The sequence below is a fragment of the Cypionkella sp. PAMC25878 genome (assembly GCF_058135695.1).
This window is the reverse complement of sequence record NZ_CM176871.1, coordinates 1,580,692-1,605,983: the sequence shown is the minus strand read 5'-3', so window position 1 is coordinate 1,605,983 and position 25,292 is coordinate 1,580,692. Positions and strand designations below refer to the sequence as shown.

22 protein-coding genes and 1 tRNA gene are annotated in these 25,292 nt (G+C 61.0%); 11 read left to right on the top strand and 12 right to left on the bottom strand.

The features are described from left to right. Window positions 1-19: 19 nt before the first annotated feature. From ACS5RD_RS07545 to ACS5RD_RS07535, 3 genes are read right to left on the bottom strand one after another with little or no spacing between them, the layout of a single operon-like run. The gene (locus ACS5RD_RS07545; protein WP_489930665.1) at window positions 20-466 is read right to left on the bottom strand and encodes a GNAT family N-acetyltransferase; all 447 of its coding nucleotides are present in this window, start codon (window positions 464-466) and stop codon (window positions 20-22) included. Then, window positions 457-1,518, bottom strand: coding sequence for a quinone-dependent dihydroorotate dehydrogenase (locus ACS5RD_RS07540; RefSeq protein ID WP_489930664.1), 1,062 nt, complete (start codon window positions 1,516-1,518; stop codon window positions 457-459). Before ACS5RD_RS07540 ends, ACS5RD_RS07545 begins: the two co-directional genes overlap by 10 nt. Beyond that, window positions 1,515-1,853, bottom strand: coding sequence for a DUF952 domain-containing protein (locus ACS5RD_RS07535; RefSeq protein WP_489930663.1), 339 nt, complete (start codon window positions 1,851-1,853; stop codon window positions 1,515-1,517). Before ACS5RD_RS07535 ends, ACS5RD_RS07540 begins: the two co-directional genes overlap by 4 nt. Before the next feature lie 148 nt (window positions 1,854-2,001). Between ACS5RD_RS07535 and ACS5RD_RS07530 the strand changes: the two genes are divergently transcribed. Both ACS5RD_RS07530 and ACS5RD_RS07525 read left to right on the top strand, forming a co-directional pair. Then, complete coding sequence (locus tag ACS5RD_RS07530) at window positions 2,002-3,510, top strand: bifunctional metallophosphatase/5'-nucleotidase (protein ID WP_489930662.1); 1,509 nt, start codon at window positions 2,002-2,004, stop codon at window positions 3,508-3,510. A gap of 124 nt (window positions 3,511-3,634) precedes the next feature. Further along, entirely contained in the window at window positions 3,635-4,189 is a 555-nt protein-coding gene (locus ACS5RD_RS07525; protein WP_489930661.1) for a fasciclin domain-containing protein, read from the top strand. A gap of 244 nt (window positions 4,190-4,433) precedes the next feature. On the opposite strand, the gene irrA is transcribed toward ACS5RD_RS07525, so the two are convergent. Beyond that, window positions 4,434-4,886: an iron response transcriptional regulator IrrA gene (gene irrA, locus ACS5RD_RS07520; RefSeq protein ID WP_489930660.1), complete on the bottom strand. Its 453-nt coding sequence runs from the start codon at window positions 4,884-4,886 to the stop codon at window positions 4,434-4,436. Between the two features lie 148 nt (window positions 4,887-5,034). On the opposite strand from irrA, the gene fabA reads away from it, so the two are divergent. The 4 genes from fabA (at window position 5,035) to ACS5RD_RS07500 (ending at window position 8,437) form a co-directional block, all read left to right on the top strand. Beyond that, window positions 5,035-5,544 (top strand): bifunctional 3-hydroxydecanoyl-ACP dehydratase/trans-2-decenoyl-ACP isomerase, encoded by a 510-nt coding sequence (gene fabA / locus ACS5RD_RS07515; RefSeq protein WP_054005755.1) that lies wholly within the window; start codon window positions 5,035-5,037, stop codon window positions 5,542-5,544. A 64-nt stretch (window positions 5,545-5,608) separates the two neighbouring features. Further along, window positions 5,609-6,838: a beta-ketoacyl-ACP synthase I gene (gene fabB / locus ACS5RD_RS07510; protein WP_489930659.1), complete on the top strand. Its 1,230-nt coding sequence runs from the start codon at window positions 5,609-5,611 to the stop codon at window positions 6,836-6,838. 24 nt (window positions 6,839-6,862) lie between these two features. Further along, window positions 6,863-7,651 carry an enoyl-ACP reductase FabI gene (locus ACS5RD_RS07505; protein WP_054005753.1) on the top strand — a complete coding sequence of 263 codons (789 nt, stop codon included), beginning with the start codon at window positions 6,863-6,865 and terminating at the stop codon, window positions 7,649-7,651. A 6-nt stretch (window positions 7,652-7,657) separates the two neighbouring features. After that, window positions 7,658-8,437 (top strand): site-2 protease family protein, encoded by a 780-nt coding sequence (locus tag ACS5RD_RS07500; RefSeq protein WP_489930658.1) that lies wholly within the window; start codon window positions 7,658-7,660, stop codon window positions 8,435-8,437. A gap of 182 nt (window positions 8,438-8,619) precedes the next feature. Here ACS5RD_RS07500 and ACS5RD_RS07495 read toward each other — a convergent pair. Together ACS5RD_RS07495 and ACS5RD_RS07490 are read right to left on the bottom strand one after the other, a co-directional pair. After that, a tRNA-Gly gene (locus ACS5RD_RS07495) sits at window positions 8,620-8,693 on the bottom strand. Between the two features lie 43 nt (window positions 8,694-8,736). Continuing rightward, window positions 8,737-11,013 (bottom strand): adenosylcobalamin-dependent ribonucleoside-diphosphate reductase, encoded by a 2,277-nt coding sequence (locus ACS5RD_RS07490; protein ID WP_489930657.1) that lies wholly within the window; start codon window positions 11,011-11,013, stop codon window positions 8,737-8,739. A gap of 162 nt (window positions 11,014-11,175) precedes the next feature. On the opposite strand from ACS5RD_RS07490, the gene ACS5RD_RS07485 reads away from it, so the two are divergent. Beyond that, window positions 11,176-11,601: a DUF1489 family protein gene (locus ACS5RD_RS07485; RefSeq protein ID WP_489930656.1), complete on the top strand. Its 426-nt coding sequence runs from the start codon at window positions 11,176-11,178 to the stop codon at window positions 11,599-11,601. Window positions 11,602-11,723: 122 nt separating this feature from the next. Beyond that, entirely contained in the window at window positions 11,724-12,608 is an 885-nt protein-coding gene (locus ACS5RD_RS07480; protein WP_489930655.1) for a DMT family transporter, read from the top strand. Here ACS5RD_RS07480 and ACS5RD_RS07475 read toward each other — a convergent pair whose 3' ends face one another. The 4 genes from ACS5RD_RS07475 to hisS all read right to left on the bottom strand — a co-directional run bounded on the left by ACS5RD_RS07475 (window position 12,609) and on the right by hisS (window position 16,454). After that, window positions 12,609-12,950, bottom strand: a complete 342-nt coding sequence (locus ACS5RD_RS07475; RefSeq protein WP_489930654.1) for a hypothetical protein — start codon at window positions 12,948-12,950, stop codon at window positions 12,609-12,611. Window positions 12,951-13,018: 68 nt separating this feature from the next. Beyond that, on the bottom strand, window positions 13,019-13,720 hold the full coding sequence (hisG, locus tag ACS5RD_RS07470) for an ATP phosphoribosyltransferase (protein ID WP_489930653.1): 702 nt from the start codon (window positions 13,718-13,720) through the stop codon (window positions 13,019-13,021). After that, window positions 13,714-14,835: an ATP phosphoribosyltransferase regulatory subunit gene (locus ACS5RD_RS07465; RefSeq protein WP_489930652.1), complete on the bottom strand. Its 1,122-nt coding sequence runs from the start codon at window positions 14,833-14,835 to the stop codon at window positions 13,714-13,716. Before ACS5RD_RS07465 ends, hisG begins: the two co-directional genes overlap by 7 nt. After that, window positions 14,832-16,454: a histidine--tRNA ligase gene (hisS, locus tag ACS5RD_RS07460; protein WP_489930651.1), complete on the bottom strand. Its 1,623-nt coding sequence runs from the start codon at window positions 16,452-16,454 to the stop codon at window positions 14,832-14,834. Before hisS ends, ACS5RD_RS07465 begins: the two co-directional genes overlap by 4 nt. A 72-nt stretch (window positions 16,455-16,526) precedes the next feature. Here hisS and ACS5RD_RS07455 point away from each other — a divergent pair, with 72 nt between their 5' ends. Beyond that, complete coding sequence (locus ACS5RD_RS07455) at window positions 16,527-16,724, top strand: SlyX family protein (protein ID WP_054005744.1); 198 nt, start codon at window positions 16,527-16,529, stop codon at window positions 16,722-16,724. On the opposite strand, the gene ACS5RD_RS07450 is transcribed toward ACS5RD_RS07455, so the two are convergent. Both ACS5RD_RS07450 and dnaE read right to left on the bottom strand, forming a co-directional pair. Beyond that, a complete protein-coding gene (locus tag ACS5RD_RS07450; RefSeq protein ID WP_489930650.1) occupies window positions 16,725-17,486 on the bottom strand; it encodes a sulfite exporter TauE/SafE family protein in 762 nt (253 codons plus the stop codon). A gap of 187 nt (window positions 17,487-17,673) precedes the next feature. Beyond that, window positions 17,674-21,156 (bottom strand): DNA polymerase III subunit alpha, encoded by a 3,483-nt coding sequence (gene dnaE / locus ACS5RD_RS07445; RefSeq protein WP_489930649.1) that lies wholly within the window; start codon window positions 21,154-21,156, stop codon window positions 17,674-17,676. 227 nt (window positions 21,157-21,383) lie between these two features. Between dnaE and xdhA the strand changes: the two genes are divergently transcribed. Further along, window positions 21,384-22,778, top strand: coding sequence for a xanthine dehydrogenase small subunit (gene xdhA / locus ACS5RD_RS07440; protein ID WP_489930648.1), 1,395 nt, complete (start codon window positions 21,384-21,386; stop codon window positions 22,776-22,778). After that, a complete protein-coding gene (xdhB, locus tag ACS5RD_RS07435; RefSeq protein ID WP_489930647.1) occupies window positions 22,775-25,114 on the top strand; it encodes a xanthine dehydrogenase molybdopterin binding subunit in 2,340 nt (779 codons plus the stop codon). The genes xdhA and xdhB overlap by 4 nt, the downstream gene beginning before the upstream one ends. Window positions 25,115-25,292 lie beyond the last annotated feature (178 nt).

Below are 25,292 nucleotides of genomic sequence, written 5' to 3'. Positions count from 1 at the left end.
TTGAGCGCAGAGGATGGGCTTAGAGGGTCTTTTTGTAGCCGATATGAGAGGGCAAAAACCCAAGCCGATCATAAAACGCATGCGCCCGCAGCCGGGTTTTGTCGGTGGTCAGCTGGATCACATTCGCCCCCGCCGCCCGTGCCCGCACCTCACATTCCGCCATCAACGCCTCGCCAATGCGTTGCCCGCGCAGATCGGCCACCACCCGCACCGCTTCCACCAGCGCCCGCTTCGCCCCTTGCCGTGACAGGCCCGCCAAAGTCGTCAACTGGCAGGTCGCGACAATCCGCCCGTCGCTCTCGCCCACAATCAACTGATGCATTGGATTGGCCGCGATCTCATCGAAAGCCGCGAGATAGGGCGCAAGATCCCCACTTTCCCGCGCCTGCCCCAGTGGATCATCGGCCAGCAGCGCCACCACAGCCGCCACATCTGCACGAATAGCGTCTCGAAAGCTTACAGCCATTGCGCCCGCCCCTTGCCCACCGCATCGGCGACCGAGGCATAACCCTCCCGTTCCAGCAGCGCATCCAAGCCCCGCGCGATCTTCGCCGCCAAGGAAATCCCCTGATACACCATCGCGGTATAAAATTGCACCGCCGAGGCCCCAACGAGGATCTTCACAAACGCCTCCTCGGCGCCGGCAATGCCGCCGACCCCGATCAGCGGCAGCTTGCCTTCGGTCAGAGCCGAGAGTTGCGCCAGCACCCGCGTCGACTTTTCAAACAACGGCGCCCCCGAAAGTCCGCCCATCTGGGCCTTATCAGCGCTTACCAAACCTTCGCGCGACAAAGTCGTATTGGTGGCAATGATCCCCGCCACCCCCGACGCCAGCGCAACCTCGGCAATCTCGGCCAGTTCATCCTCATTCAAATCCGGCGCGATCTTCAAAAACACCGGGATTGGCCGCGCCAATTCCGCCCGCGTCTGCATCACACCCGCCAGCAGCGCCGACAAGGCCGCCCGCCCCTGCAAATCCCGCAGTTTCTCGGTATTCGGTGAGCTCACATTCACCGTCGCAAAATCGACATGCGGTCCGCAGACCGCCAGCACCCGCGCGAAATCCTGCGCCCTATCCGCCGAATCCTTATTCGCCCCTAGGTTCAGCCCCACCGGAACCGGCCCCCGCACCCTTGCGGAAAGCCGCGCCCCAATCGCCTCGGCTCCCTCATTGTTAAAGCCAAACCGATTGATCGCCGCCCGATCTTCCGTGAGCCGAAACAGCCGAGGCTGCGGATTGCCCGGCTGCGGGCGCGGCGTCGCAGCCCCCACCTCGACAAAGCCGAACCCCGCGCGGGACAAAGGCCCCACCACCGTGGCATTCTTGTCAAACCCCGCCGCCAGCCCGACCGGATTGGGCAAATCCAACCCCGCAACCGTCGTCCGCAACCGATCCGACGTAATCACCCCCGGCAAAGGCACCAGCCCCGCCGACAGTGCTTTCAACGACAACCCATGCGCGCGCTCGGGGTCAAACCGATGCAAAACCGCCAGCCCCAAAGCCTCAATCACGCTCAAAACACGCCCTCCGGGAAGATATGCCCCGCCGCCCCCAAAGGCAGCGATTTGTCCCACACCACATCGGCCAAAACCAAATGCCGATAGAGATGCGGAAACAGCGATCCGCCGCGCGACGCTTCCCATTTCAGCGTCGCCCCCAGCCGGTCGGCATCACAAGCCACCAGCACCAGATCAGACACATCCGCGAAATACTTCGCTGCCGTCTCGGCCAGTTGCGGGGCGGCCGAGAAATGCACAAAGCCATCCGCCAGATCAACAGGCGCACCCGCCGTCTCGCCAGCGTCGCGAAAAGCGTCCCATTCGACGCGCAGGAATATCTTGTAAATCAGCATGACCGCCTCATGCCCTGCCCTAAGCTTTCGGTCAAGCATCTGTCATCAGCGCGTCACCGCCAAGCCCAATGCTCCAGAAATCCGGGCTTTGACAGACTCAAGCTCAGGTTGCACTGTACCCGCATCCAATCCCGAAGTGGAGATCGCCATGCCCCTGTCGCAAAGCATCCGTGCCGCCCTGTTGTCCGCCACCGCCTTGTTGCCGCTGAGCGCACAAGCCGAAACCGTGAAACTCACCCTGCTGGGTGTCGGCGATGTCTATAACTTCACCGAGGAAGACGGTCGGGGCGGCTTTGCCCGCCTGAACGCGGTGGCAAAGGCCGAGCGCGCCGCCAACCCCAACACGCTTTACCTTTTTGACGGCGATATGCTGTCGCCCTCCTTGCTGTCGGGCTTCGATAAGGGCCAAAACACCATTGATCTGACCAATATCGTGCCCTTCAATCTGGCGGTTCCCGGCAATCATGAATTTGACTTTGGCCCGGCGAACTTCCTTGAAAAGGTCAAAGCCTCAAAATACCCATGGGCCGCGATCAACATCACCAATGCGGATGGCTCAGGCTTGGAAGGCGTCGGCGGGGTGACGGTCAAGGACATCGCAGGGCTGAAAGTCGCCCTGATCCCGGTGGCGCAAGACACCTCGCCCTCGGTCGCCTCAACCGAGGATCTGAAATTCCTGCCCACCGTCGATACCGCGATCAAAGCCGCCAAAGCCGCCCGCGCGGATGGGGCCGATATCGTGGTCGGTGTGGTGCAGACAGATATGGACAATGACCGCAAGCTGCTGAAATCGCACGTCTTCGATGTGATCCTGTCGGGCGACGACCATTCCTATGCCACCGCCTATGATGGCGTCACCGTCTATGTCGAAACCTCACTGGACGGCCAGTTCCTAAGCCCCGTCGATCTGACGGTTGAGGTGGGCGAGAAAGACGGCAAGCGCACCATCGCCTGGACCCCGGCCTTCCGCTTCATCGACACCGCCACCGTCGCCCCTGATCCCGAGACGCAGGCCATGGTCGATAAACTCTCCGCTGGCCTTGATGAAACCCTGAACGTCGAGATCGGCACCACCGAAACCCCGCTCGACAGCCGCCGCAACGTGGTGCGGGCCGAGGAATCCGCGATGGGCAACCTGATCGCCGATGCGATGCGCGACGCCACCGGCGCAGATGTAGCGATCATGAACAGCGGCGGCATTCGGGCTGATCGCACCTATGACGCAGGCAGCAAACTGACCCGCCGCGACATTCTGACCGAACTGCCGTTCGGCAATGTCACCGTGCTGACCGAGCTGCCGGGCAGCCAGTTGCTTGGTGCGCTGGAAAATGCCGTGTCACAGGTCGAAAAAGGCGCAGGCCGTTTTGCGCAGGTCTCGGGCGTGACCTTCAGCTATGACGCCTCCGCCGAACCCGGTGCCCGGGTCTCTGAGGTGATGGTAAATGGCACCGCCCTGAACCCCGATGCGCTCTACAAAGTCGCGGTCAACGACTACATTCTCGGCGGTGGCGATGGCTACAGCAGCCTAGGTGGGGGTCGTCTGATCACCGACACCGGGGCGGGCAATCTCGTCGCCACAGATGTCATGCGCTATGTCGAAAAACTCGGCACGGTGAAACCCGTAGTCGAGGGCCGCATCAAGAAGCTCGGCCAGTAAGGCCGGGGCTAACTAAGATCACGAAAGCGTGAACGCACCGGGACGGCTGAAACTTCCCGGCCCGCACCCTCGTTTCCCTTTCATACGGCACGGAATCAACCGGCCGATTGAAAGGGAAGCTGCCATGAAAACCTCTGCGAAAACCTCTGCTCTCGTCCTTGCCTTCGCGTTGATCTCTGGCCCCGCACTCGCGGAAAACCCGATGGTCGGCGGCGCTGCGATGTATGAAAATAAAAACATCGTCGAAAATGCAGTGAACTCAAAAGATCACACCACCCTCGTCGCCGCCGTCAAAGCCGCAGGTCTGGTCGATGCGCTGCAAGGGGCTGGCCCGTTCACAGTGTTTGCCCCGGTCAATGACGCCTTCGCAGCGCTTCCCGCAGGCACGGTTGACACGCTGCTGAAGCCCGAAAACAAAGCCATGCTGACAAAAATCCTCACCGCGCATGTGGTCGCAGGCCATTACACCACCGCGCAGATGGCGAAGAAAGCCAAAGCCTCGAAAGACGGTTATTTCAACATGACCACCCTGTCGGGCGATCATCTCTCGGCCAAGATGAAGGGCGGTAGTCTCTATATCTACGACGAATCCGGCGCCGCGGGCAAAGTCACCATTTCCGACGTGGAACAGTCGAATGGCGTGATCCAAGTCGTGAACAAAGTTTTGCTACCGAAGTAACCAGTCGCACAAGTTTGTAACCAGTGACAGGCCAGCACAGTTCTCCTCCCGTGCTGGCCATATGGCGCGGTCTGCCCCCGGGCAGATCGCGCCTTTTGTTATGCAAAACCGAGCCTCGTGCCACATCCCGGCGGAGACAAGCGGCGGCACGCCGCGCAGGCGACCTAAAATAATGCGGTGCTTGCCGCGCAATTTGAAAACCGCTGGTGGCAGGATCAGGCTGACAAGATCAGTCGGGGCAGGCTCAAGCCCGCTTCAACCGGATCACCACATCGACACGGCTCACCGCCATGCCCTCGGGTGCCTCTGGCAGACCCGCAATCACCAACTCCTCCGCAGGCGCATCGGTCAAGGCGTGCGTGTCTTCCCAGTAGAAATGCGGGTGATCATCCAACCGTGTGTCGAAATAGCTGCGCGCGCCGTCCACCACGACCTCGTTCAGCAACCCCGCCTCACAAAACGCCCTGAGCGTGTTGTAGACCGTGGCCAAACTCACCTTCGCGCCAGACACCCCGACCGCCGCATAGAGGCTCTCCGCCGTGACATGCCGGTTCATGCCATCGCCGACCAACAACCCCGCCAAAGCCAACCGCTGCCGCGTCGGGCGCAATCCGCCCCTCGCCAACCATGTCGTGCTGCGCTGTTGTTCGCTCAAACCCATCGCCACTTTCCAAGGCAGGCCATAGCCCGCATCCATCCTAGCCCCCTATATAGAGTGTAAAAGCCGTGCGTTTCAAACGAAAACCCCAAACTCCCCTGCCCAGCCCCGCCGCCCCACACTTGTTCGCCCTCTCGCTGGGTGTTACATGGGGAAAAAGGCCAGCCACTGGGGGGATTTCGAGGGCATGAGCGGTTTTCCAACTTCGTTCGACAAGGACGACCTGCTGAAATGCGCGCGCGGAGAGCTGTTCGGCCCCGGCAACGCACAACTGCCCGCCCCGCCGATGCTGATGATGGACCGCATCACCGAAGTCTCCGCCGATGGCGGCGCACATGGCAAGGGCCATATCGTCGCTGAATTCGACATCACGCCTGACCTGTGGTTCTTCGAATGCCACTTCCCCGGCAACCCGATCATGCCCGGCTGCCTTGGCCTTGACGGCCTCTGGCAGCTCACCGGCTTCAACCTCGGCTGGCGCGGCTGGCAGGGGCGCGGCTATGCTCTGGGCGTCGGCGAAGTTAAGCTGACCGGAATGGTCCGCCCAGACCGCAAGCGCCTGACCTATTATGTTGATTTCACCAAAGCCATCCAAACCCGCCGCCTGACTATGGGCGTCGCAGATGGCCGGGTCGAGGCTGATGGCGAAACCATCTACCTCGTCAAAGATATGAAAGTTGCCCTGTCAGAGAATTAATCTGACAAAATCGGCGCTCAGATTCGTAGTCTGATGGCGCTTACGACACCAAAGGAGATAGCCCATGCGTCGCGTCGTCATCACCGGGATCGGCATCATTTCCTCGATCGGCAACAATGCCACCGAGGTCGAAGCATCTTTGCGCGCAGGCAAATCCGGCATCGTGTTCGCGCCCGAATATGCCGAGCATGGTTTCCGCAGCCAAGTCCACGGCATGCCGCAGATCACCCTTGCCGATCACATCGACAAGCGCGATCTGCGCTTCATGGGCCCCGGTGCCGCCTATAACTTCCTCGCCATGCAGCAGGCCATCGCCGACTCTGGCCTAGAAGAATCCGACGTGTCGAACGAACGCTCTGGCCTGATCATGGGGTCCGGCGGCCCCTCGACCTCAAACTTCTTCCTCGCATTTGATGCGGTGATCAACAAGGGCGCGCCCAAAAAGATGGGCCCGTTCATGGTCACCCGCTGCATGTCCTCGACCAATTCCGCCTGCCTCGCCACTCCGTTCAAGATCAAGGGCGTGAACTATTCGATCACCTCGGCCTGCTCGACCTCGGCGCATTGCATCGGCAATGGCGTGGAACTGATCCAAATGGGCAAGCAAGACGTGGTGTTCGCAGGCGGCGGCGAAGAACTCGACTGGACGCTGTCTTGCTTGTTCGACGCGATGGGCGCGATGAGCAGCAAGTATAACGACACCCCCGAAACCGCCTCGCGTACCTATGACGCCACCCGTGACGGCTTTGTCATCGCAGGTGGCGGCGGCGTTGTCGTGCTCGAAGAACTTTCCCACGCGCTTGCGCGCGGTGCGAAAATCTACGGCGAAGTCACCGGATATGGTGCCACCTCGGATGGCTACGACATGGTCGCCCCCTCGGGTGAAGGCGGTGAACGCTCGATGAAACTCGCCATCGCCACCCTACCCGAAGGCCGCAGCGTGGATTACATCAACTCCCACGGCACCTCGACCGTGGTGGGTGATGTGACCGAGATGGAAGCGATCCGCCGCGTCTGGGGCAAAGGCCACACCCCGCCCGTCGCCTCGACCAAATCGCTGACCGGCCACAGCCTCGGTGCCACCGGCGTCCACGAAGCGATCTACAGCCTGCTGATGATGAACGGTGATTTCATCGCCGCTTCCGCCAACATCACCACCCTAGACCCTGCCCTAGACCCATCCGAAATCGTGATGACCCTGCGCGAGGGCGTCAAACTCGACTCCGTCCTGTCGAACTCTTTCGGCTTCGGCGGCACCAATGCGACCCTTCTGATGAGCAAGTATCTGGCCTAATCCGCCACTAAAAGGAGTGCCAGTATGGCTGATCTGATGAAGGGCAAGCGCGGGCTTGTCATGGGCGTCGCGAATGAGCGGTCCATCGCTTGGGGTATCGCCAAAGCGCTGGCCGCTGAAGGGGCCGAACTGGCATTTTCCTACCAAGGCGACGCTTTCGGCAAACGCCTTGCCCCCCTCGCCGCCACCGTGAACAGCGATGTGATGGTCGATGTTGATGTCACCAACGACGACTCCTTGGATGCCTGCTTTGCCACGCTGAAGGAAAAATGGGGCACGATGGATTTCCTGATCCACGCCATCGCCTTCTCTGACAAGAACGAGTTGACCGGGCGTTTCATCAACACCAGCCGCGAGAATTTCAAAAACTCGATGTGCATCTCTTGCTATAGCTTCATCGACGTCGCAGGCCGCGCTTCGGAGTTGATGCCAAACGGCGGCAGCCTGATCACCCTGACCTATGGCGGCTCCAACCGCGTGACGCCGAATTACAACGTGATGGGCGTCGCCAAAGCCGCCCTCGAATCCGCCACCCGCTATCTGGCGAATGACCTTGGCCCGCAGCAAATCCGCGTCAACGCCATCAGCCCCGGCCCGATGAAAACCCTCGCCGGCGCAGCCATCGGTGGCGCCCGCGCCACCTTCCGCCATACCGAGGCCAACGCCCCGATGCGCACCAACGCGACGCTAGAGGCCATCGGCGGCACCGCCGTCTACCTCTGCTCCGACTTCGGCGCTTGCACCTCTGGCGAGATCATCCACGTCGATTCCGGCTATCATGTGCTGGGGATGCCGCAGCAGGAAAACCTGTAAGCTCAGGTGCTTGCCCTTGTCCTCTCCCTCGGCCTGATCGCCGTCACCGGCCTTGCCCTGCGCGGCGGCTTTGCTGGTGCGGGCTGGAATCGCGTCGGCTTTGATGTCAACGCTTTGGGCCTGTCCGCCGTCGCTGTCGCCGCCGCGATCTGGTTTTTCGGTTGGCAATATGGCGCGGCCTTCATCGCAGCCATCATGATCCACGAGATCGGCCATGTAGCCGCCTTCCGGGTCTGCGGCCACAAAGACGCGCAGTTCCGGCTGATCCCATTGTTCGGCGGCGTCGCAGTATCCCGCAGCCTGCCCGCCAGCCATGACCGTGACCTGTTCATCAGCCTGATGGGCCCAGCGATCTGCCTCGGCCCAATGGCCCTGTGCTTTGCGGTGGCGCAGTTGATCTTCCCACAAGCCCCCGCCGTGGCAAGCTTTCTCTACATCCAAGGCCTCGTCCTCGGCGGCCTTAACCTGTTCAACCTGCTGCCATTCTGGCCCTTGGACGGCGGCAAAATCGTGCGATTGCTGACCTACACCTTCTTCCCCAAAGCCACCCGCGCGGTGTCGATCCTGATGTCCGCCGCCGCCGCCGCGCTCTGTGTAGCAACCCATTCCTACATCCTGTTGTTCTTCGTGCTGCTCGGTTGGCAAGGCCTGATCCAATCCGAACAGCTGATCGAACTGCAACGCCCGATGCGCAAATCCACCGCATGGGTGGCGCTGGCCGCTTACCTCTCCACTGCAGGCGCGCTGTATTTGGGTGCCGCTCAGTTCGTGCAAAGCCTGTTTTAGCGTCAGCGAAACCGGATTTTGCAGAAAAATCCGTGCAAATTTCTGAAACAGAAATTCAGCCCCGGCGCCGTGCATCGCGCCAAATCGTTAAATTCCCCTTAACGGCGCACCCCCAAGCCCTTGGAAACGCACAAAATAAAAAGGTCCCGAGTTGGGACCTTCACTTTTCAATCCAGAATTTTTGGAGCGGGCGGCGGGAATCGAACCCGCGTCTTTAGCTTGGAAGGCTAAGGTCTTACCATTACACAACGCCCGCGCAGCTGCCTTCTAGCACCGCTGGAAGGCAGGCTCAACACCCCTCACCCACATTTAGAATGCCCGCAATCATTGCAGGTCATGCAGCCCTCTTTCATCTGCAACGCATAGCTGCCGCAAGAGGGACAAGCCTTGCCCCGCGGAGCCTCGCCCACCGCCATCACCTGCGCATGAGGGTCAGATTTCAGCCCCATCCCCTCGCCCGCGATAAAGCCGATCGAGACAAGATGCCGCTCAATCACCCCGCCAATCGCGGCCAGGATCGAGGGAATATACCGCCCCTCCATCCAAGCCCCGCCGCGCGGATCGAACACCGCTTTCAGCTCCTCGACGACAAACGAGATATCCCCACCACGCCGGAACACCGCCGAGATCATCCGGGTCAGCGCCACGGTCCAAGCGAAATGCTCCATATTCTTCGAGTTGATGAACACTTCAAACGGACGGCGATGCCCAGCAATGATGATGTCATTGATGGTGATATACAGCGCGTGTTCGCTGCCCGGCCATTTGACCTTATAGGTCTGCCCCTCCAGCGCCGCAGGGCGGTCGAGCGGATCGGTCAGGTAGACCACCTCGCCCCCCGCCACCATTGCCGGGGCTTCCGCCGGAACCTTATCCGTGCTTTCCGAAACCGTCAGCACCGAGCCGGTCACCGCATTGGGCCGGTAGGTGGTGCAGCCTTTGCAACCTTGATCCCAAGCGGCCATATAGACCTCTTTGAACGCCTCAAAGCTGATATCCTCGGGGCAGTTGATGGTCTTGGAAATGGAACTATCAATCCACTTCTGCGCCGCCGCCTGCATCCGCACATGGTCCAGCGGAGGCAAAGTCTGCGCATTCACAAAGTAATCCGGCAGTGCCGCATCGCCCTTCAATTCACGCCACAGCCGCACCGCATAATCAACAACTTCTTCCTCGGTCCGCGAGCCATCCTTTTGCAGCACTTTCCGGGTGTAGGCATAAGCAAACACCGGTTCAATGCCCGAAGACACGTTCCCCGCATACAAAGAAATCGTCCCCGTCGGCGCAATCGAGGTCAGCAGCGCATTGCGAATCCCATGCGTGCGGATCGCGTCGCGCACATCATCATCCATCTGCATCATATTGCCCGAAGCCAGATACCCCTCCGCCTCAAACAACGGAAACGCGCCCTTTTCCTTCGCCAGATCAACCGATGCCAAGTAAGACGCCCGCGCGATCGCATGCATCCAATCCTCGGTCTGCTTCGCCGCCTCAACCGAGCCGTAGCGGAGGCCGACCATCAGCAAAGCATCTGCCAGCCCGGTCACGCCAAGCCCAATCCGCCGCTTCGCCTTGGCCTCAGCTTGCTGCTCCGGCAACGGGAAGCGCGAGGCATCGACCACGTTATCCATCATCCGCACGGCCAACCGCACCAGATCATCCAGCGCCACCAGATCCAGCTTCGCGCCGTTGGTGAACGCCCCCGCCACCAGCGTCGGCATGTTGATCGACCCCAGCAGACATGCCCCGTAAGGCGGCAAGGGCTGCTCGCCGCAAGGATTGGTCGCGGCAATCGTCTCGCAATAGCCCAGGTTGTTGGCCTTGTTGATGCGATCAATGAAAATCACGCCGGGTTCGGCAAAATCATAGGTGTTGCGCATGATCTTGTTCCACAGATCGCGCGCTTGCAGGGTGCGGAACACCCTGCCCTCAAACACCAGATCCCAAGACGCATCGGCCTTCACCGCATCCATGAACGGATCAGTGATCAGCACCGAAAGGTTGAACATCCGCAGCCGGGCTGCATCCTTCTTGGCCTCGATAAACGCTTCCACATCCGGGTGATCGCAGCGCATCGTCGCCATCATCGCCCCGCGACGCGACCCCGCCGACATGATGGTGCGGCACATCGCATCCCACACATCCATGAAGCTCAAAGGCCCCGAGGCATCCGCCGCCACACCCTTCACTTCGGCGCCACGCGGGCGAATGGTCGAGAAATCATAGCCAATGCCGCCACCCTGCTGCATCGTCAGCGCGGCCTCTTTCAGCGCATCAAAAATCCCGCCCATCGAATCAGGCACAGTGCCCATGACAAAGCAGTTGAACATCGTCACATTGCGGCCCGTGCCAGCGCCCGCCGTGATCCGACCCGCCGGCAGATATTTGAAGCCTTCGAGCGCCTTGTAGAATCGCTCCTCCCAAACCGCAGGCTCGGCCTCGACCTCAGCCAAAGCCCGCGCGATTCGCCGCCAGCTGTCTTCGACCGAGCCATCAATCGGCGTGCCATCCTGCGCCTTCAGGCGGTATTTCATGTCCCAGATTTGCTCGGCGATAGGGGCGGCGAAGCGCGACATCAGGCGTTCTCACTTATCTTGATAGGGGGCAAAATGCAAAAGCCCACGACAGCAAAAGCGGCCACGGGCACGCCGACAGGATACTCGCAACTTCCTGCGCGAGCAACCCTTGAGCATACCAGATTTAGGTCTATTCTATGTCCTCTATGCCACGAGGGACTCATGACGCTTAACATCCTAAAACTCAGCGTCGGGACGGAATCAGTCGATGACCTCACCCAATGGCACCGCGCGCACGCGCATATCTGGGCACCCGGCACCACCGAACATGTCACCCGGATGTGGCCGAAACGCGAGGAGGAAATCCTCAACGGCGGTTCGCTCTATTGGGTGATCAAAGGCGTGATCCAAGCCCGCCAGCGCCTTGTGGGGCTGGCCGAGCGCCGCGGCCAAGACGGCATCCTGCGCTGCGCCCTTGTGCTGGACGCCGAGTTGATCCGCACCGAAAACGCGCCGCGCCGCCCGTTCCAAGGCTGGCGCTACCTCGATCCCACCGAATCGCCGCGTGACCTGCCGAAAACCCGCGCGCAGGACGATACCCTGCCCCCGGCCCTCGCCGCAGCCCTCGCAGAAATCGGCCTGCGCTGACCCTTAAAACTTAGCTAAAATTGTCATCCTCTGTGCTCAAATATCCTCGGGGTTTGGGGGCAAGCCCCCAATGCGCAGCATCCACCCTTCCCTTCCCCCAAAATCCGCGCCACAACCCAAATATGATCAAACGCCCGCTCTGGCTTGCCGCCGCTCCCGTCCTGTTCCTGCTGCTGTGGTCCGGCGGCTTCGGCATCGCCAAACTCGGCCTACAACATGCCGAACCCCTCACGCTGCTGGCCTTACGCTACACCTGCGTGCTGGCCCTCTTGCTGCCGCTCGCGCTGATCATCCGGCCGCCCTTGCCGAAAACCAAACGCGCTTGGGCCGACATCGCCATCACCGGCTTTCTGATCCAAGTCGTCTATTTCGGCCTCTGCTACATCGCCTTCAAGGCAGGTGTTTCCGCCGGAGGCGTCGCCATCATCGTCTGCCTACAACCGATTCTCGTTGCCCTCGCCGCGCCCTATACCGTGGGTGAAGCCACTTCCCGCCTTGGCTGGATCGGCCTCGCTCTTGGCCTCGCAGGCGCTGCCATCGCCATCCTGTCGCGCTCCAGCCTACAGGCCGAAAACCCATGGGGCATTCTGCTGGCGTTCGGCGGATTGTTGGGGATCACCGGTGGCACGCTCTACGAAAAGCGCTTCGGCACCCATCAGCACCCGATCACCGCCAACCTGATCCAATACGCCACTGGAGCCATCTTCACCCTACCCGCCGCCTACCTGACCGAAGGCATGGCGGTGCACTGGTCGCCCGCATTCCTGCTGATCTTGGGCTATTTGGTGATCGGCAACTCCATCCTCGCGATCAGCCTTTTGCTGGCAATGATCCGCGTCGGCGAAGTCGCCCGCGTCTCGGCGCTGTTCTACCTTGTCCCAGCCCTGTCAGCCCTGTTCGCATGGCCGCTGCTGGGTGAGGCAATGCCGCCCTTGGCATGGGCAGGCATGGCATTGGCGGGTCTGGGGGTGGCTTTGGTGAGCCGAAAACCCGCTGCAAAACTCTGATCACCAGCCGCCGGGATTGCCCGATTTTATCTTGCCATGGCCTTCTTCGCCCGCTTCGCTCATCCAGATCACCTGCGCGCCCGAAATCGCAACCGACCAGCACACTTCCGGGTCTTGGCCATAGGTGAAGCACATCTTGTCGCCCTTCACCGCCCAAGCTCCGGTGTAATCCGCCGCGTGTAGGCTGCCATCAGGGGCGTAAAACTCGGCATAAGCCCCGGAGGCCGCCATGCTGCCGGTCACGGTATTGCCAACCAGTGCAGAACGAATCGCATCACCCGTCGCCAGATCGGCCGCCACAACGGGTGTCGCGAGCAGCATCAGCGGCAGAATATAGCGCACGGTGGGCCTCCTCGGTTGCCGCCAGAGTTAACCCTTCGCCCCGCAAGGTCAAGCCGCTTCAAGCGCCGTCAGATCGCGGGCAGCGTCAGCCCCAGCTTCATCGCCAACCGCTCTAGCACGCCGCGCGCATGCGACCAATCGGCCCCACGGCTGGCGAATAGCACCGCCTGACTTTGCAAAATCAACGAATCCGACAGGACTTTCAAATGGTTCGCCCGCAGAGTCTCGCCCGACGACGTAATGTCTGCAATCGCTTCAGCCGTCAGGTTCTTCACCGTGCCCTCAGTCGCGCCCTGACTGTCGACCAGCTGATAATCCGCCACGCCCTGCGCGGTCAGAAACTCACGCACCAAGCGATGATATTTCGTCGCAATCCGCAACCGAAAGCCATGCGCCGCACGAAATGCCGCCGCCGCCGCATCGAGATCATCCACCGTATCGACATCAATCCAGCACGCAGGCACCGCGATGATCAGATCGGCATGGCCAAAGCCCAAGGCGGCAAGTTCCGCCACCTGCACATCCCAATCCGCCAGCTTATCCCGCACCAAATCGCTGCCGGTGACCCCGAGATGAATCCGCCCCGCCGCCAATTCGCGCGGAATTTCCCCCGCCGACAGCATCACCAATTCCACCCCGTCGATGCCCTCGACAGCGCCGGAATACTCCCGCTCCGCCCCGGTTTGCCGCATCACCACACCGCGGCTTCCGAACCATTCAAAGGTCTTTTCCATCAACCGGCCCTTCGAGGGCACCCCGATCTTCAACATGAGATCGCCCCCTTCAATGCCGCCACCAAGTGGGGGCGAATGATCCCCCCCACCGCCGGAATAGACCGCCCAGCCCCCAGCACCGCCGTCAGCGCATCATAACGCCCGCCCGTCGCCACTGCAGGCAAGCCCTCGGCATGGAACGAGAACACAAAGCCGTCGTAATACTCCATCGAGGTCCGCCCAAGGCTCGCCTCAAACGCCAGCGTGTCCACCGCCACACCCCGCGCCCGCAACGCCTCTAACCTTTGTGCAAACCGATCCACTGCAGGCGCAATCGCCGGAAGCATCGGGGTAATCCCGCGCAAATGCCCCAAAGCCGCCCCGGCCGGGGCCTGCAACCCCAGCAAATCATACAGCAACGCCGCCTCAGGAGCCTTGATTGGCGCAGCCTGAGCATCCTCAATCAACGCCTGCGCCCGCGCCGCAATATCTTCCGGCGCACGCAGCCCGATGAAAGTCCCGGCAGCTTCGATCAACGCATCCGGCGCACCGCCCGCCAACCGCTCCAACAACGCCACCCGCCCGGCAGGCACCGCCGCCCGACCCGCAAACCGATCCAGCAAAGCCCGGAACCGCTTTGGCCGCCAGATATGGCGCAGCAAAGCCGCCCGCCGCCGCTCGGTCGTCTCCAAGCCCCGCACCGCCGCCATCAGAATGCCAATGTCGCCCGTCACCGCCCGCAGCGGTAGACCGCTGACCAAACCTGCGAACAGCGCAAACACCTCTGCATCCGCCGCCTCGGGAGCCGCGCGGTCGAATACCTCGAACCCAACCTGCAAATACTCGCTGGCGCGGTTGCCCAAGTGTTCCTGCTTGCGAAACACCTCGCCCATATAGCAATACCGCGCCGGGTCCGCGCCATCCGTCATATGCGCCTGCACCACCGGCACGGTGAAGTCAGGCCGCAGCATCATCTCACCGCGCAAAGGGTCGGTGGTGACATAAGCCCGCGCCCGAATATCCTCGCCATACAAATCCAGCAGAGTCTCGGCTGGCAGCAGCAAATCGGCCTCAACCGGCAAAGCCCCCGCCGCCTGAAACGCCGCAAACAGCCGCTCGGCCTCAGCCCGGATTGCCGCCTTGTTGCCCGGCGGGCTCCCCGCCTTGCTCATTGCCCCAACATCTTCCGCACCGCCGCCACCAGATCGGCGCGCGGCACTTCCACCTGCGCGGGCTGGTCTTTCCATTCCTCCAGCGTCGCAGATTGCGCAATCTTGGCACCCAGAATCAGATCCTTCAGGATCACAACGCCCTTTTCGGCCTCGTTCCCACCCTGAATAACCGCAATCGGAGACTGCCGCTTATCGGCATATTTCAACTGGTTGCCGAATTGCTTGGGGTTGCCGAGATAAACCTCCGCCCGAATACCAACCGAGCGCAACTCCCCCACCATCCCCATATAATCCGCCATCCGGTCGCGATCCATCACCGTCACCACGACAGGCCCCGCCGTATCGCCCGCCAACCGCCCCTTGGCAGCCAGTGCCGCCAGCAACCGATCCACCCCTATCGAAACCCCCGTCGCAGGCACCGCCTGCCCCGTGAAGCGCTTGACCAAATCATCATACCGCCCGCCGCCCGCCACCGAGCCAAAAGACCGCTTGCGACCCTTCTCGTCGAGGATTTCAAAGGTCAGTTCAGCCTCATAAACCGGGCCGGTGTAGTAGCCGAGACCACGGACCACTGAGGGATCAATTTTGATCCGTTTAGCGTCATAACCTTGAATATTCAGCAACTCAGCGATTGTTTCAAGCTCACTAACGCCTTCAAGACCGACCACTGAGTTCTCAACTATTTCTCTGAGATAGTGGCAGGTAAACTCATTTCTTGTCTGACTAGCAGAAGCAGGCAAGCGTGCTGCCACTTGAGGGTCGGATGCAACAACTGCTTCGAACGCTTTCCACGGCAGATTCTCGGACGTGACCTCTATTTGCGCTACGTTGGCAAGTCGTCGGTCTATTTCTGCGTTTGCTTGTACAAACTTCATCACCACATCCGCTTGAGCCTCGCTCAACCCAGCGCCCTTGGTGAAATCACCGCTCTCATCCTTGCGACCAGCACCCAGCAAAGCCCGCACGCCAGCGTCTCCCAAACGATCAATCTTATCAATCGCCCGCAGCACGATGCCGCGCTCGGCTTCTTTGTCTTCGCCCGCCAAACCAGCGACTTCCATCACCCCGTTCAGCACCTTCCGGTTGTTGACCTTCACCACATAATCGCCGCGCGGAATCCCCACGACTTCCAACGCATCCGACAGCATCGCGCAAATCTCAGCGTCCGCCGCCACACTCGCCGACCCCACCGTATCCGCATCGCACTGATAAAACTGCCGGAACCGCCCCGGACCCGGTTTCTCATTGCGCCAGACCGGACCCATCGCGAACCGCCGATAGGGCGAGGGCAAATCGTTGCGATACTGCGCTGCCACCCGCGCCAGTGGTGCTGTCAGATCATAGCGCAAAGCCAGCCAGTCGGCGTCTTCATCCTGCCAGCCAAACACGCCTTCATTCGGGCGATCCACATCGGGCAGAAACTTGCCCAAAGCCTCGACCGTCTCCACCGCCGAAGTCTCCAAAGGATCAAAGCCATAGCGATGGTAAACCTCGGCAATCTTGTCCAGCATCGCCTTGCGGGCGGTGACTTCCGCGCCAAAGTAATCGCGAAAGCCCTTGGGGGTTTCCGCGCGCGGGCGACGTGCCGCTTTCGGGGCCGGGGTTTTGTCATTTGCCATAGCTTACAGCCTTCGCTTTTTCTCGCGCTCCGTGTAACGGATGGGGGCATCCGCAGCAAGCAGGGGACGAAGATGGACCGCACCGAAGCCCTCGAAGAACGCATCGCCCATCTGACCCGCGCCGTCGAAGACCTGTCGGACGTGGTCGCGCGGCAATCGAAAGACCTGGACCGCCTGCTGCGCCTGACGCAACTTCTGGCCGAACGAGAGGCGGAACGCGAAGGCCCCGGCCAAGCGCCCGAGGCCAACGTCCGCCCGCCGCATTGGTGATTACATCGAAGCCAAACGGTAAACCGCCACGCCCAGTGCAAACAGCCCCACCGCAATCGTCAGCGGCCTGCGTGGGGCCATCTTCGCCAGATAGCCGCCGAAGAACGCCGCAGGTAGCCCACCCAAGGCCAAGCCAAACACCGTCATCCGCACTTGGCTCCAGTCGGTTTCCTCGCCCCACCAGCCGAAATAATAGGCCACGCCCAGCGCGGTAAACACCACAAAACTGACGATAAATTCCGAGAAATTCGTCGATCCAATCGCATAGCGCGACTCGACCCCAGACCCCAACAGCCCGGTGTTCACAATCGGCCCCCACGATCCGCCGATGCCCTCAATCACCCCGCCCGCAAAGCCAATCGCCTGAAACCGCCGGGTTTTCACCACTTTGACGGCGATGCCATAGATGCCGCGATAAACGATATAGCTGCCCATCAGCACCAGATAGCCGTTCACCAGATATTGCAAAGCATGGCCCTTCAACCCCGACAACAGCGTCGCCCCAAGGATGCCTCCAATCGAGCCAAACAGCGCCAAAGCCCCCACAATCCGCCAGTCAATATTGCGATGATACAGGTTCGACAGCGCCGCCGTCCCCCCCGTCGGCAGTTTCGCGGCATTGACCGAGGCAGAGACCAACGGCGGCGGAACACCTTGCGCCAGCAGCACGGCGGACGAGATCACCCCAAAGCCCATGCCCAATGATCCATCAATCAACTGCGCAATAAACCCGATGAGCATGTAGTCCCAGATGCTGTCCATGCAGATTTCGCCCCTTAATTACGACAATTCCCGTAGATATTTACTGATTAAGCCCAGCAAACAACTATTTTTTTCTCTTTTGCAGGAATTTGGCAGAGATTCGACCCTTCTGCTCACAAAAGCGTCATCATCGGCGAGGTTTCGCACAACCTAGGGCGGGGGTTGTCGGTGGCTAGACGTGGCGGCGTCACACTTCCTCGACCATCACCACGCCCTGCATCGCCTTGATCGCGCCCTTGATTTGCGCCGTCACCGGGTAGCTTTGCGGCAGGGTCAAATCAATCTCGCGACCCTGATCATCGGGCACACAGAGGGTAATTTGTGCCTTGTTACGGCCCTCCACTTTGGCCAGCAGCATGGCAATCGACACCGCCGCCTCTGCCCGGTTCAGATGGATCCGCAACGCCTGCGCGCCTGCCGCATCGGCAACCTGATCAATCGGCTGCACCGCATTGGCCAGAAGCTTCAGCGTCTCGCCCTCCAGCTCCGCCTTCACCGTCAGCACCACATTCATCCCCGGCTCCAAAAGATCGCGCGCGGCTTCCAGCGTGTCGGAAAACACCGTGACCTCATAAAGCCCGGTCGGATCGGACAACGAGACGAAAGCAAAGCGGTTGCCCTTCGCCGATTTGCGCTCCTGCTTGCTGGCCACCGAGCCCGCAATCTTGGCAATGCACATCCCACGCTCGGCTTTCAGCGTCACTTCCGTCAGGGTCAACACGTCCCGCCGTTTCAACGCCGACATATAGTCATCCAGCGGATGCCCCGACAGATAAAACCCAATCGCCAGATGCTCTTGCGTCAACCGCTCTACCGGCAGCCAATCGTCCCGGTACGCCAGCCGAGGCTCCGGAATATCCGCCCCAGCCTCGCCAAACAGGCTGACCTGATTGGAGTTTTGCGCCTCATGGATCGCCGCCGAATAGGCCACCAGCGCATCCAAAGCCTCAAACACCCGCGCCCGGTTGCCGTCCAAAACGTCAAACGCCCCGGCCCGCGCCAGCATCTCCAATGGCCGCTTGCCGACCCGCTTCATATCCACCCGCCGCGCGAAATCGAACAATGTCGCGAACGGCTTGCCCCCGCGCGCGGTCACGATCAAGCCCATCGCATCTGCGCCCACGCCCTTCAACGCACCCAACGCATAGACCACCGCCCCATCGCGCACCGTGAACGTCGCCAAAGACGCATTCACGCAGGGCGCAATCGTCTTGATCCCCAGCTTGCCGACTTCGCGCTTATACACCGCCAGCTTGTCGGTCAGATGAATATCGCAGTTCATCACCCCGGCCATGAATTCAACCGGATGGTTCGCCTTCAGCCAAGCGGTCTGATAAGACACCACCGCATAAGCCGCCGCGTGAGATTTGTTAAAGCCGTAGTTGGCGAATTTCTCCAGCAGGTCAAAGACTTCACCCGCCTTTTTCACATCGACATTATGGGTCTTCTTCGCGCCCTCAACGAACTTCGGCCGCTCCTTCGCCATCTCCTCGGCGATCTTTTTCCCCATCGCGCGGCGCAGCAAATCCGCGCCGCCCAACGAATACCCCGCCATCACCTGAGCGATCTGCATAACCTGCTCTTGGTAAACGATAATCCCCTGCGTCTCGGCCAGAATATGATCAATCGTCGGGTGAATAGACTCCAGATCCTTCAGCCCGTTCTTCACCTCGCAATAGGTCGGGATATTCTCCATCGGGCCCGGCCGATACAAAGCCACCAGCGCCACAATATCCTCGATGCAGGTCGGCTTCATCCGCCGCAAAGCATCCATCATGCCCGAGCTTTCAACCTGAAACACCGCAACCGTCTTCGCCGCCGCATAAAGCTCATACGAGGCCTTATCGTCCAACGGGATCAGCCCGATATCGTTCTCCGCCCCCGGTTTCGCCTCATACAAAACCCGGCCATCGGCAGCCTGATTCAAAGCCCGCCCGCCATTGTTGATCTGATCAATCGCGTTCTGGATCACCGTCAGGGTCTTCAGCCCCAGAAAGTCGAACTTCACCAGCCCGGCCTGTTCCACCCATTTCATATTGAACTGCGTCGCAGGCATGTCCGACTTGGGGTCTTGATAGAGCGGCACCAACTCATCCAGCGGACGGTCGCCAATCACCACCCCGGCGGCATGGGTCGAGGCATTGCGATACAGCCCCTCAATCTGCGCGCCATAGTCCAACAGCCGCGCGACAACCTCCTCCTTGGCCGCTTCCCGCAACCGAGGCTCATCCGCCAAAGCCTTGGTGATTGAGACCGGCTTCACCCCCTCCACCGGGATCATCTTCGACAGCCGGTCCACCTGCCCATAAGACATCTGCAACACCCGACCCACGTCGCGCACCGCAGCCTTCGACAATAGCGCACCGAAGGTGATGATCTGCCCGACCTTGTCGCGGCCATACTTGCCCTGAACGTATTGAATAACCTCGCCCCGGCGATCCATGCAGAAGTCGATATCGAAGTCGGGCATCGACACCCGCTCGGGGTTCAAAAACCGCTCAAACAGCAAGGCATAGCGCAAAGGATCCAGATCGGTGATCGTCAGTGCATAGGCGACCAGCGAGCCAGCCCCCGATCCCCGCCCCGGCCCCACCGGAATCCCTTTTTTCTTCGCCCAGCCAATAAAATCCGCCACAATCAGGAAATAGCCCGGAAACCCCATCTTCTCGATGATGCCCAGCTCAAAATCCAACCGCGCCTGATATTCTTCCAGCGAAACCGCATGCGGAATAATCGCCAACCGCGCCTGCAAGCCCGCATTGGCCTGCCGCCGCAATTCATTCACCTCATCATCGGCGAACTTCGGCAGGATCGGCGCGCGCTTGAACGCCGCAAACGCACAGCGCCGCGCGATCTCTACCGTGTTCTCGACCGCCTCCGGCAGATCGGCGAACAAAGTCACCATCTCGGCTTCGGTTTTAAAATAATGCTGTGGCGTCAAGCGCCTACGAGGCTGCTGCTGATCCACATAAGCCCCCTCGGCAATGCAAATCAGCGCGTCATGCGCCTCATACATCGTCGCCGCCGGGAAATAGACGTCATTGGTCGCCACCAGAGGTAGGTCCAACTCGTAAGCCGTCTCAATAAACCAGCGCTCGGTGCCCGCCTCGGCATCTGTCAGCCGCCCACCCTCGCCCGGATGCCGCTGCAATTCCACATAAAGCCGCCCCGGATAAGCCGCCGCCAACCGCTCCAACAACACCCGCGCTTTCGGCAGCTGCGCCGTCTGCACCAACCGCCCCAAAGGCCCATCCGCCCCGCCCGTCAAACAGATCAGCCCATCCGAATACCGCTCCAGATCACCAACCGTCACCTCAGGCAAAGCCCCACCCTTGTCGATATAAAGACAAGAGTTCAGCTTCATCAGGTTCATGTAACCCGCTTCGTTCTGCGCCAGCAGCACAACCGAAGCCGCCGCCTTCAGCTTCTCCCCCGCCGCCCCCGGATCATAAGCGACAGACACCTGACAGCCCACAATCGGCTGCACTCCGGCGTCTTTCGCGTAAACCGAAAACTCCAGCGCCGCGAACATGTTATTGCTGTCGGTGACCGCCACCGCAGGCATCTCATGCTTGGCACAAAGCTTCAAAAGCGCCTTCACAGGCACAGCACCCTCCAACAGTGAATGTTCGGTATGGGTGCGCAGATGGATGAATCGAGGTGCTGACATGGGCCTAGCCTAACCAACCGGCGCCCGGAACAAAAGCCCGCCCTATTCGCAGGCAAATCCTGAAACTGCTATCCTCAGCGCCAAAAAGGTAATGCTTGCCAAACGATGTCGGTGCAGGCTTGATAAATCCTGACACGGACCAATCTTAAGGTCGCGCGACCCGCTTTACGCCGCATCGGGCGGGCGCGCACAAGGCCCAGTTGAGACAGACAGCGGCAGGATAGACCATGACCGAGACAGCGTTTCTCTTGAACGGAACGCCGGTGCGCATCGCAGGCGGCAGTCCGACGCGCACCCTGCTGGAATACCTGCGCGAAGATAAATCCCTTTGCGGCACCAAAGAGGGCTGCAATGAAGGCGATTGCGGCGCCTGCACTGTCATGGTCACCGATGCCAATGGCCCGAAAGCCCTGAACGCCTGCATCCTGTTCCTACCACAACTGCACGGTAAAGCCGTCCGCACCGTCGAGGGCATCTCTGGCCCGAACGGCACCCTCCATCCTGTCCAAGCCGAGATGATCGCCCACCACGGCAGCCAATGCGGCTTTTGCACCCCGGGTTTCATCGCCTCAATGGCCACCGCCCACACCCTGAACCGCACCGACCACGACACCACCCTCGCCGGAAACCTCTGCCGCTGCACCGGCTACGCCCCGATCATCCGCGCCGCAAAAGCCGCCGAATCCGCCCCGATCCCCGACTGGATGCAATCCGACCAGCACAGCCTGCCCGACACGGTGGGGACGGGGGAGGCGCATAGCCTCCCCGGCGCGTTCCGCCCCACCAACAGCGATGATCTCGCAGACTGGTATCAGCAAAACCCCAATGCCACCCTGATCGCCGGGGCCACCGATGTCGGTCTCTGGGTTACCAAACAACTGCGCGACCTCGGCCCGGTGGCCTTCCTGAACGCCGTCACCGACCTGCAACAGATCGAACACTCCCCCGGCCAGCTCCACATCGGCGCGGGCGTCACCGTTAATCAGCTGCGCGAGGCCCTGCTGCCGCACCACCCCTCCTTCGCCGAACTGCTGCGCCGCTATGCTTCCGAACAAGTCCGCAACGCCGCCACCATCGGCGGCAACATCGCCAATGGCTCGCCGATCGGCGACGGCCCGCCCGCCCTGATCGCCCTCGGTGCCACGCTGCACCTGCGCAAAGGCCACGACCTCCGCTCGATCCCCCTCGAATCCTTCTTCATCGAATACCGCAAACAAGACCGCCACCCCGGCGAGTTCGTCGCAGGCATATCCATCCCCTCAAACGCCCCCGCCCTACGCTGCTACAAACTCACCAAACGCTTCGATCAAGACATTTCCGCCGTGCTCGGTTGCTTCAACATCACCGTTGAGGCCAACCAAATCACCCAAGCCCGCATCGCCTTCGGCGGCATGGCAGGCATCCCCAAACGCGCCAGCCATGTCGAAACCGCCGTCCTAAACAAACCCTTCACCCTAGAAACCCTGCAAACCGCCCTCCCCGAATTCGTCAAAGATTTTCAACCCCTCACCGACATGCGCGCTTCGTCCACCTACCGCCTCACCACCGCACAAAACCTGCTGATCCGCTATTTCCACGACCTCAACGGTACCGCGACAAACGTTTTGGAGGTCGCGCTATGACCATGGGCAAACCCCTTCCACACGATTCAGCCCCCCTGCACGTCACAGGCCAAGCCCGCTATCTTGACGACATTCCGCTGCCCGCAGGCACCCTGCACGCCGCCTTCGGCCTCTCCATCTGCGCCCACGGCAGCATCACCGCCATCGACCTTTCCGCAGTCCGCGCCGCCCCCGGCGTGATCAAAGTCTATAGCACTGCCGACTTCGCAGAGATGCCGGATTGCTCGCCCTCCACCCACGACGAGCCCCTGCTCGCCGTGGATAAAGTCCACTACTTCGGCCAACCCGTTTTCCTCGTCATCGCCGACACCCATCTCAACGCCCGCAAAGCCGCGCGCTTGGGCCAAATCACCTACGCCGACCTCCCCGCCCTGCTGACGGTAGACGACGCCCTCAAAGCCAACTCCCGCTTCGAGCAAGGCCCGATCATCTGGGCCAAAGGCGACGCCGCCAAAGCCATCGCCACCGCCGCCCAGATCATCGAAGGCACGCTAGAAGTCGGCGGCCAAGAACACTTCTACCTCGAAGGCCAAATAGCCGCCGCAGTCCCGCAAGAAGACGGCATACATATCTATTCCTCCACCCAGCACCCCACGGAAATCCAACACAAAGTCGCGCACGCCCTGCACCTGCCGATGTCTGCCGTCCGCGTAGAAACCCGCCGCATGGGCGGCGGTTTCGGCGGTAAGGAAAGCCAAGGCAACGCCCTCGCCATCGCCTGCGCCATCGCCGCCCGAGACCTGAACAAGCCCTGCAAAATGCGCTACGACCGCGACGACGATATGATGATCACCGGCAAACGCCACGATCTGCGCATCACCTATCGCGCCGGAATTGACGCCGAAGGCCGCATCCTTGGCATGGATTTCACCCATCTCGTCCGCTGCGGTTGGGCGCAAGACCTGTCGCTTGCCGTTGCCGACCGCGCCATGCTGCACGCCGACAACTGCTACCATTTGCCCGACATTCGCATCGAGTCACACCGCCTGAAAACCAACACCCAATCCGCCACCGCCTACCGCGGCTTCGGCGGCCCGCAGGGCATCATCGGGATTGAGCGAGTGATCGACCACATCGCCCACACGCTGAAAAAATACCCCAACGATATCCGCAAACTTAACTATTACCGCGCCGCTGGCCCCACCGGACCCGGCACCGGCCACCGGATTGGTTCAACCTATTCCCCCGCGAACTCCGCCCCACAAACCACCCCTTATTTCATGGAAGTCGAAGACTTCATCGGCCAAGACATCCACGACACCTTAGAAAAATCAAGCAATTACCAGTCCCGCCGTGCTGAAATTACCGCTTGGAATAGCACAAACCCGATCCTGAAACGTGGCCTCGCGTTCACCCCGGTCAAATTCGGCATCTCCTTCACCCTCACTTGGCTAAACCAAGCGGGAGCCTTGGTGCATGTCTATCAAGACGGCTCGATTCACCTCAACCACGGCGGCACCGAGATGGGTCAAGGCCTGAACCAAAAGGTCGCGCAAGTCGCAGCCTCGGTGTTCGGCGTCGACACATCCCAAGTAAAAATCACCGCCACCGATACCGCAAAAGTCCCCAACACCTCCGCCACCGCCGCATCATCCGGGGCTGATATGAACGGCATGGCCGCGCAAAACGCCTGCGAGATCATCCGCGCCCGCATGGCCGATTTCCTCGCCGACAAGCTTGGCACCCACCCCAACGAAGTCCGGTTTGAGAACGGAACCGTGCGCGCAGGCGGTGAATCCTACCCCTTCGCCCAAGTCGTCGCATGGGCCTACCAAGCCCGCATCTCGCTCAGCTCCACCGGCTTCTACGCCACCCCCAAAATCAACTGGGACCGCGTCAAAGGCAAAGGCCGCCCCTTCCTGTATTTCGCCTACGGAGCCGCCATCACAGAAGTCGTCATCGACACCCTCACCGGCGAAAACCGCATCCTGCGCACCGACATTCTGCACGACGCCGGAACCAGCCTGAACCCCGCGCTCGACATCGGCCAAGTCGAAGGCGCTTACGTTCAAGGTGTCGGATGGCTGACCACCGAAGAACTGGTCTGGAACGCCAAAGGCGCACTCACCACCCACGCCCCCAGCACCTACAAAATCCCCGCCTGCTCGGATCGCCCGCCAATCTTCAATGTCGCTTTGTGGGATAGTCCCAACCGAGAAAACACCGTCGGCAAATCCAAAGCCGTCGGAGAACCCCCCTTCAACCTCGGCATTTCCGCCTTCCTCGCCCTATCCGACGCGATAGCCGCCTGCGGAGACGGTACGCGCTACCCAAACCTCGACGCCCCCGCCACCCCCGAACGCATTCTCGCCGCCGTGCAAGGTCAACGCGCATGACCCGCCCGCAGCCGATTTTTGAGAAAAATCGTGGCCCGGGCTTGCAGATTGTGCGCCACGTCGCTCTGTCGCAAAGCGCGGCTTGTCATGGCCCAGCCACCGCATCACATCCTTTCCACTGCGCGAAACCAATAAGCGCAAGCCACCGCCCCACCCCTTTGGCGGCTGCACGTGCCTG

Coding starts and splice junctions, on each gene's coding strand:
- ACS5RD_RS07545 (WP_489930665.1), bottom strand. CDS start 466: ATGGCTGTAAGCTTTCGAGACGCTATTCGTGCAGATGTGGCGGCTGTG.
- ACS5RD_RS07535 (WP_489930663.1), bottom strand. CDS start 1,853: ATGCTGATTTACAAGATATTCCTGCGCGTCGAATGGGACGCTTTTCGC.
- ACS5RD_RS07530 (WP_489930662.1), top strand. CDS start 2,002: ATGCCCCTGTCGCAAAGCATCCGTGCCGCCCTGTTGTCCGCCACCGCC.
- ACS5RD_RS07525 (WP_489930661.1), top strand. CDS start 3,635: ATGAAAACCTCTGCGAAAACCTCTGCTCTCGTCCTTGCCTTCGCGTTG.
- irrA (WP_489930660.1), bottom strand. CDS start 4,886: ATGGATGCGGGCTATGGCCTGCCTTGGAAAGTGGCGATGGGTTTGAGC.
- fabA (WP_054005755.1), top strand. CDS start 5,035: ATGAGCGGTTTTCCAACTTCGTTCGACAAGGACGACCTGCTGAAATGC.
- fabB (WP_489930659.1), top strand. CDS start 5,609: ATGCGTCGCGTCGTCATCACCGGGATCGGCATCATTTCCTCGATCGGC.
- ACS5RD_RS07505 (WP_054005753.1), top strand. CDS start 6,863: ATGGCTGATCTGATGAAGGGCAAGCGCGGGCTTGTCATGGGCGTCGCG.
- ACS5RD_RS07490 (WP_489930657.1), bottom strand. CDS start 11,013: ATGTCGCGCTTCGCCGCCCCTATCGCCGAGCAAATCTGGGACATGAAA.
- ACS5RD_RS07485 (WP_489930656.1), top strand. CDS start 11,176: ATGACGCTTAACATCCTAAAACTCAGCGTCGGGACGGAATCAGTCGAT.
- ACS5RD_RS07480 (WP_489930655.1), top strand. CDS start 11,724: ATGATCAAACGCCCGCTCTGGCTTGCCGCCGCTCCCGTCCTGTTCCTG.
- hisG (WP_489930653.1), bottom strand. CDS start 13,720: ATGTTGAAGATCGGGGTGCCCTCGAAGGGCCGGTTGATGGAAAAGACC.
- ACS5RD_RS07465 (WP_489930652.1), bottom strand. CDS start 14,835: ATGAGCAAGGCGGGGAGCCCGCCGGGCAACAAGGCGGCAATCCGGGCT.
- hisS (WP_489930651.1), bottom strand. CDS start 16,454: ATGGCAAATGACAAAACCCCGGCCCCGAAAGCGGCACGTCGCCCGCGC.
- ACS5RD_RS07455 (WP_054005744.1), top strand. CDS start 16,527: ATGGACCGCACCGAAGCCCTCGAAGAACGCATCGCCCATCTGACCCGC.
- ACS5RD_RS07450 (WP_489930650.1), bottom strand. CDS start 17,486: ATGGACAGCATCTGGGACTACATGCTCATCGGGTTTATTGCGCAGTTG.
- dnaE (WP_489930649.1), bottom strand. CDS start 21,156: ATGTCAGCACCTCGATTCATCCATCTGCGCACCCATACCGAACATTCA.
- xdhA (WP_489930648.1), top strand. CDS start 21,384: ATGACCGAGACAGCGTTTCTCTTGAACGGAACGCCGGTGCGCATCGCA.
- xdhB (WP_489930647.1), top strand. CDS start 22,775: ATGACCATGGGCAAACCCCTTCCACACGATTCAGCCCCCCTGCACGTC.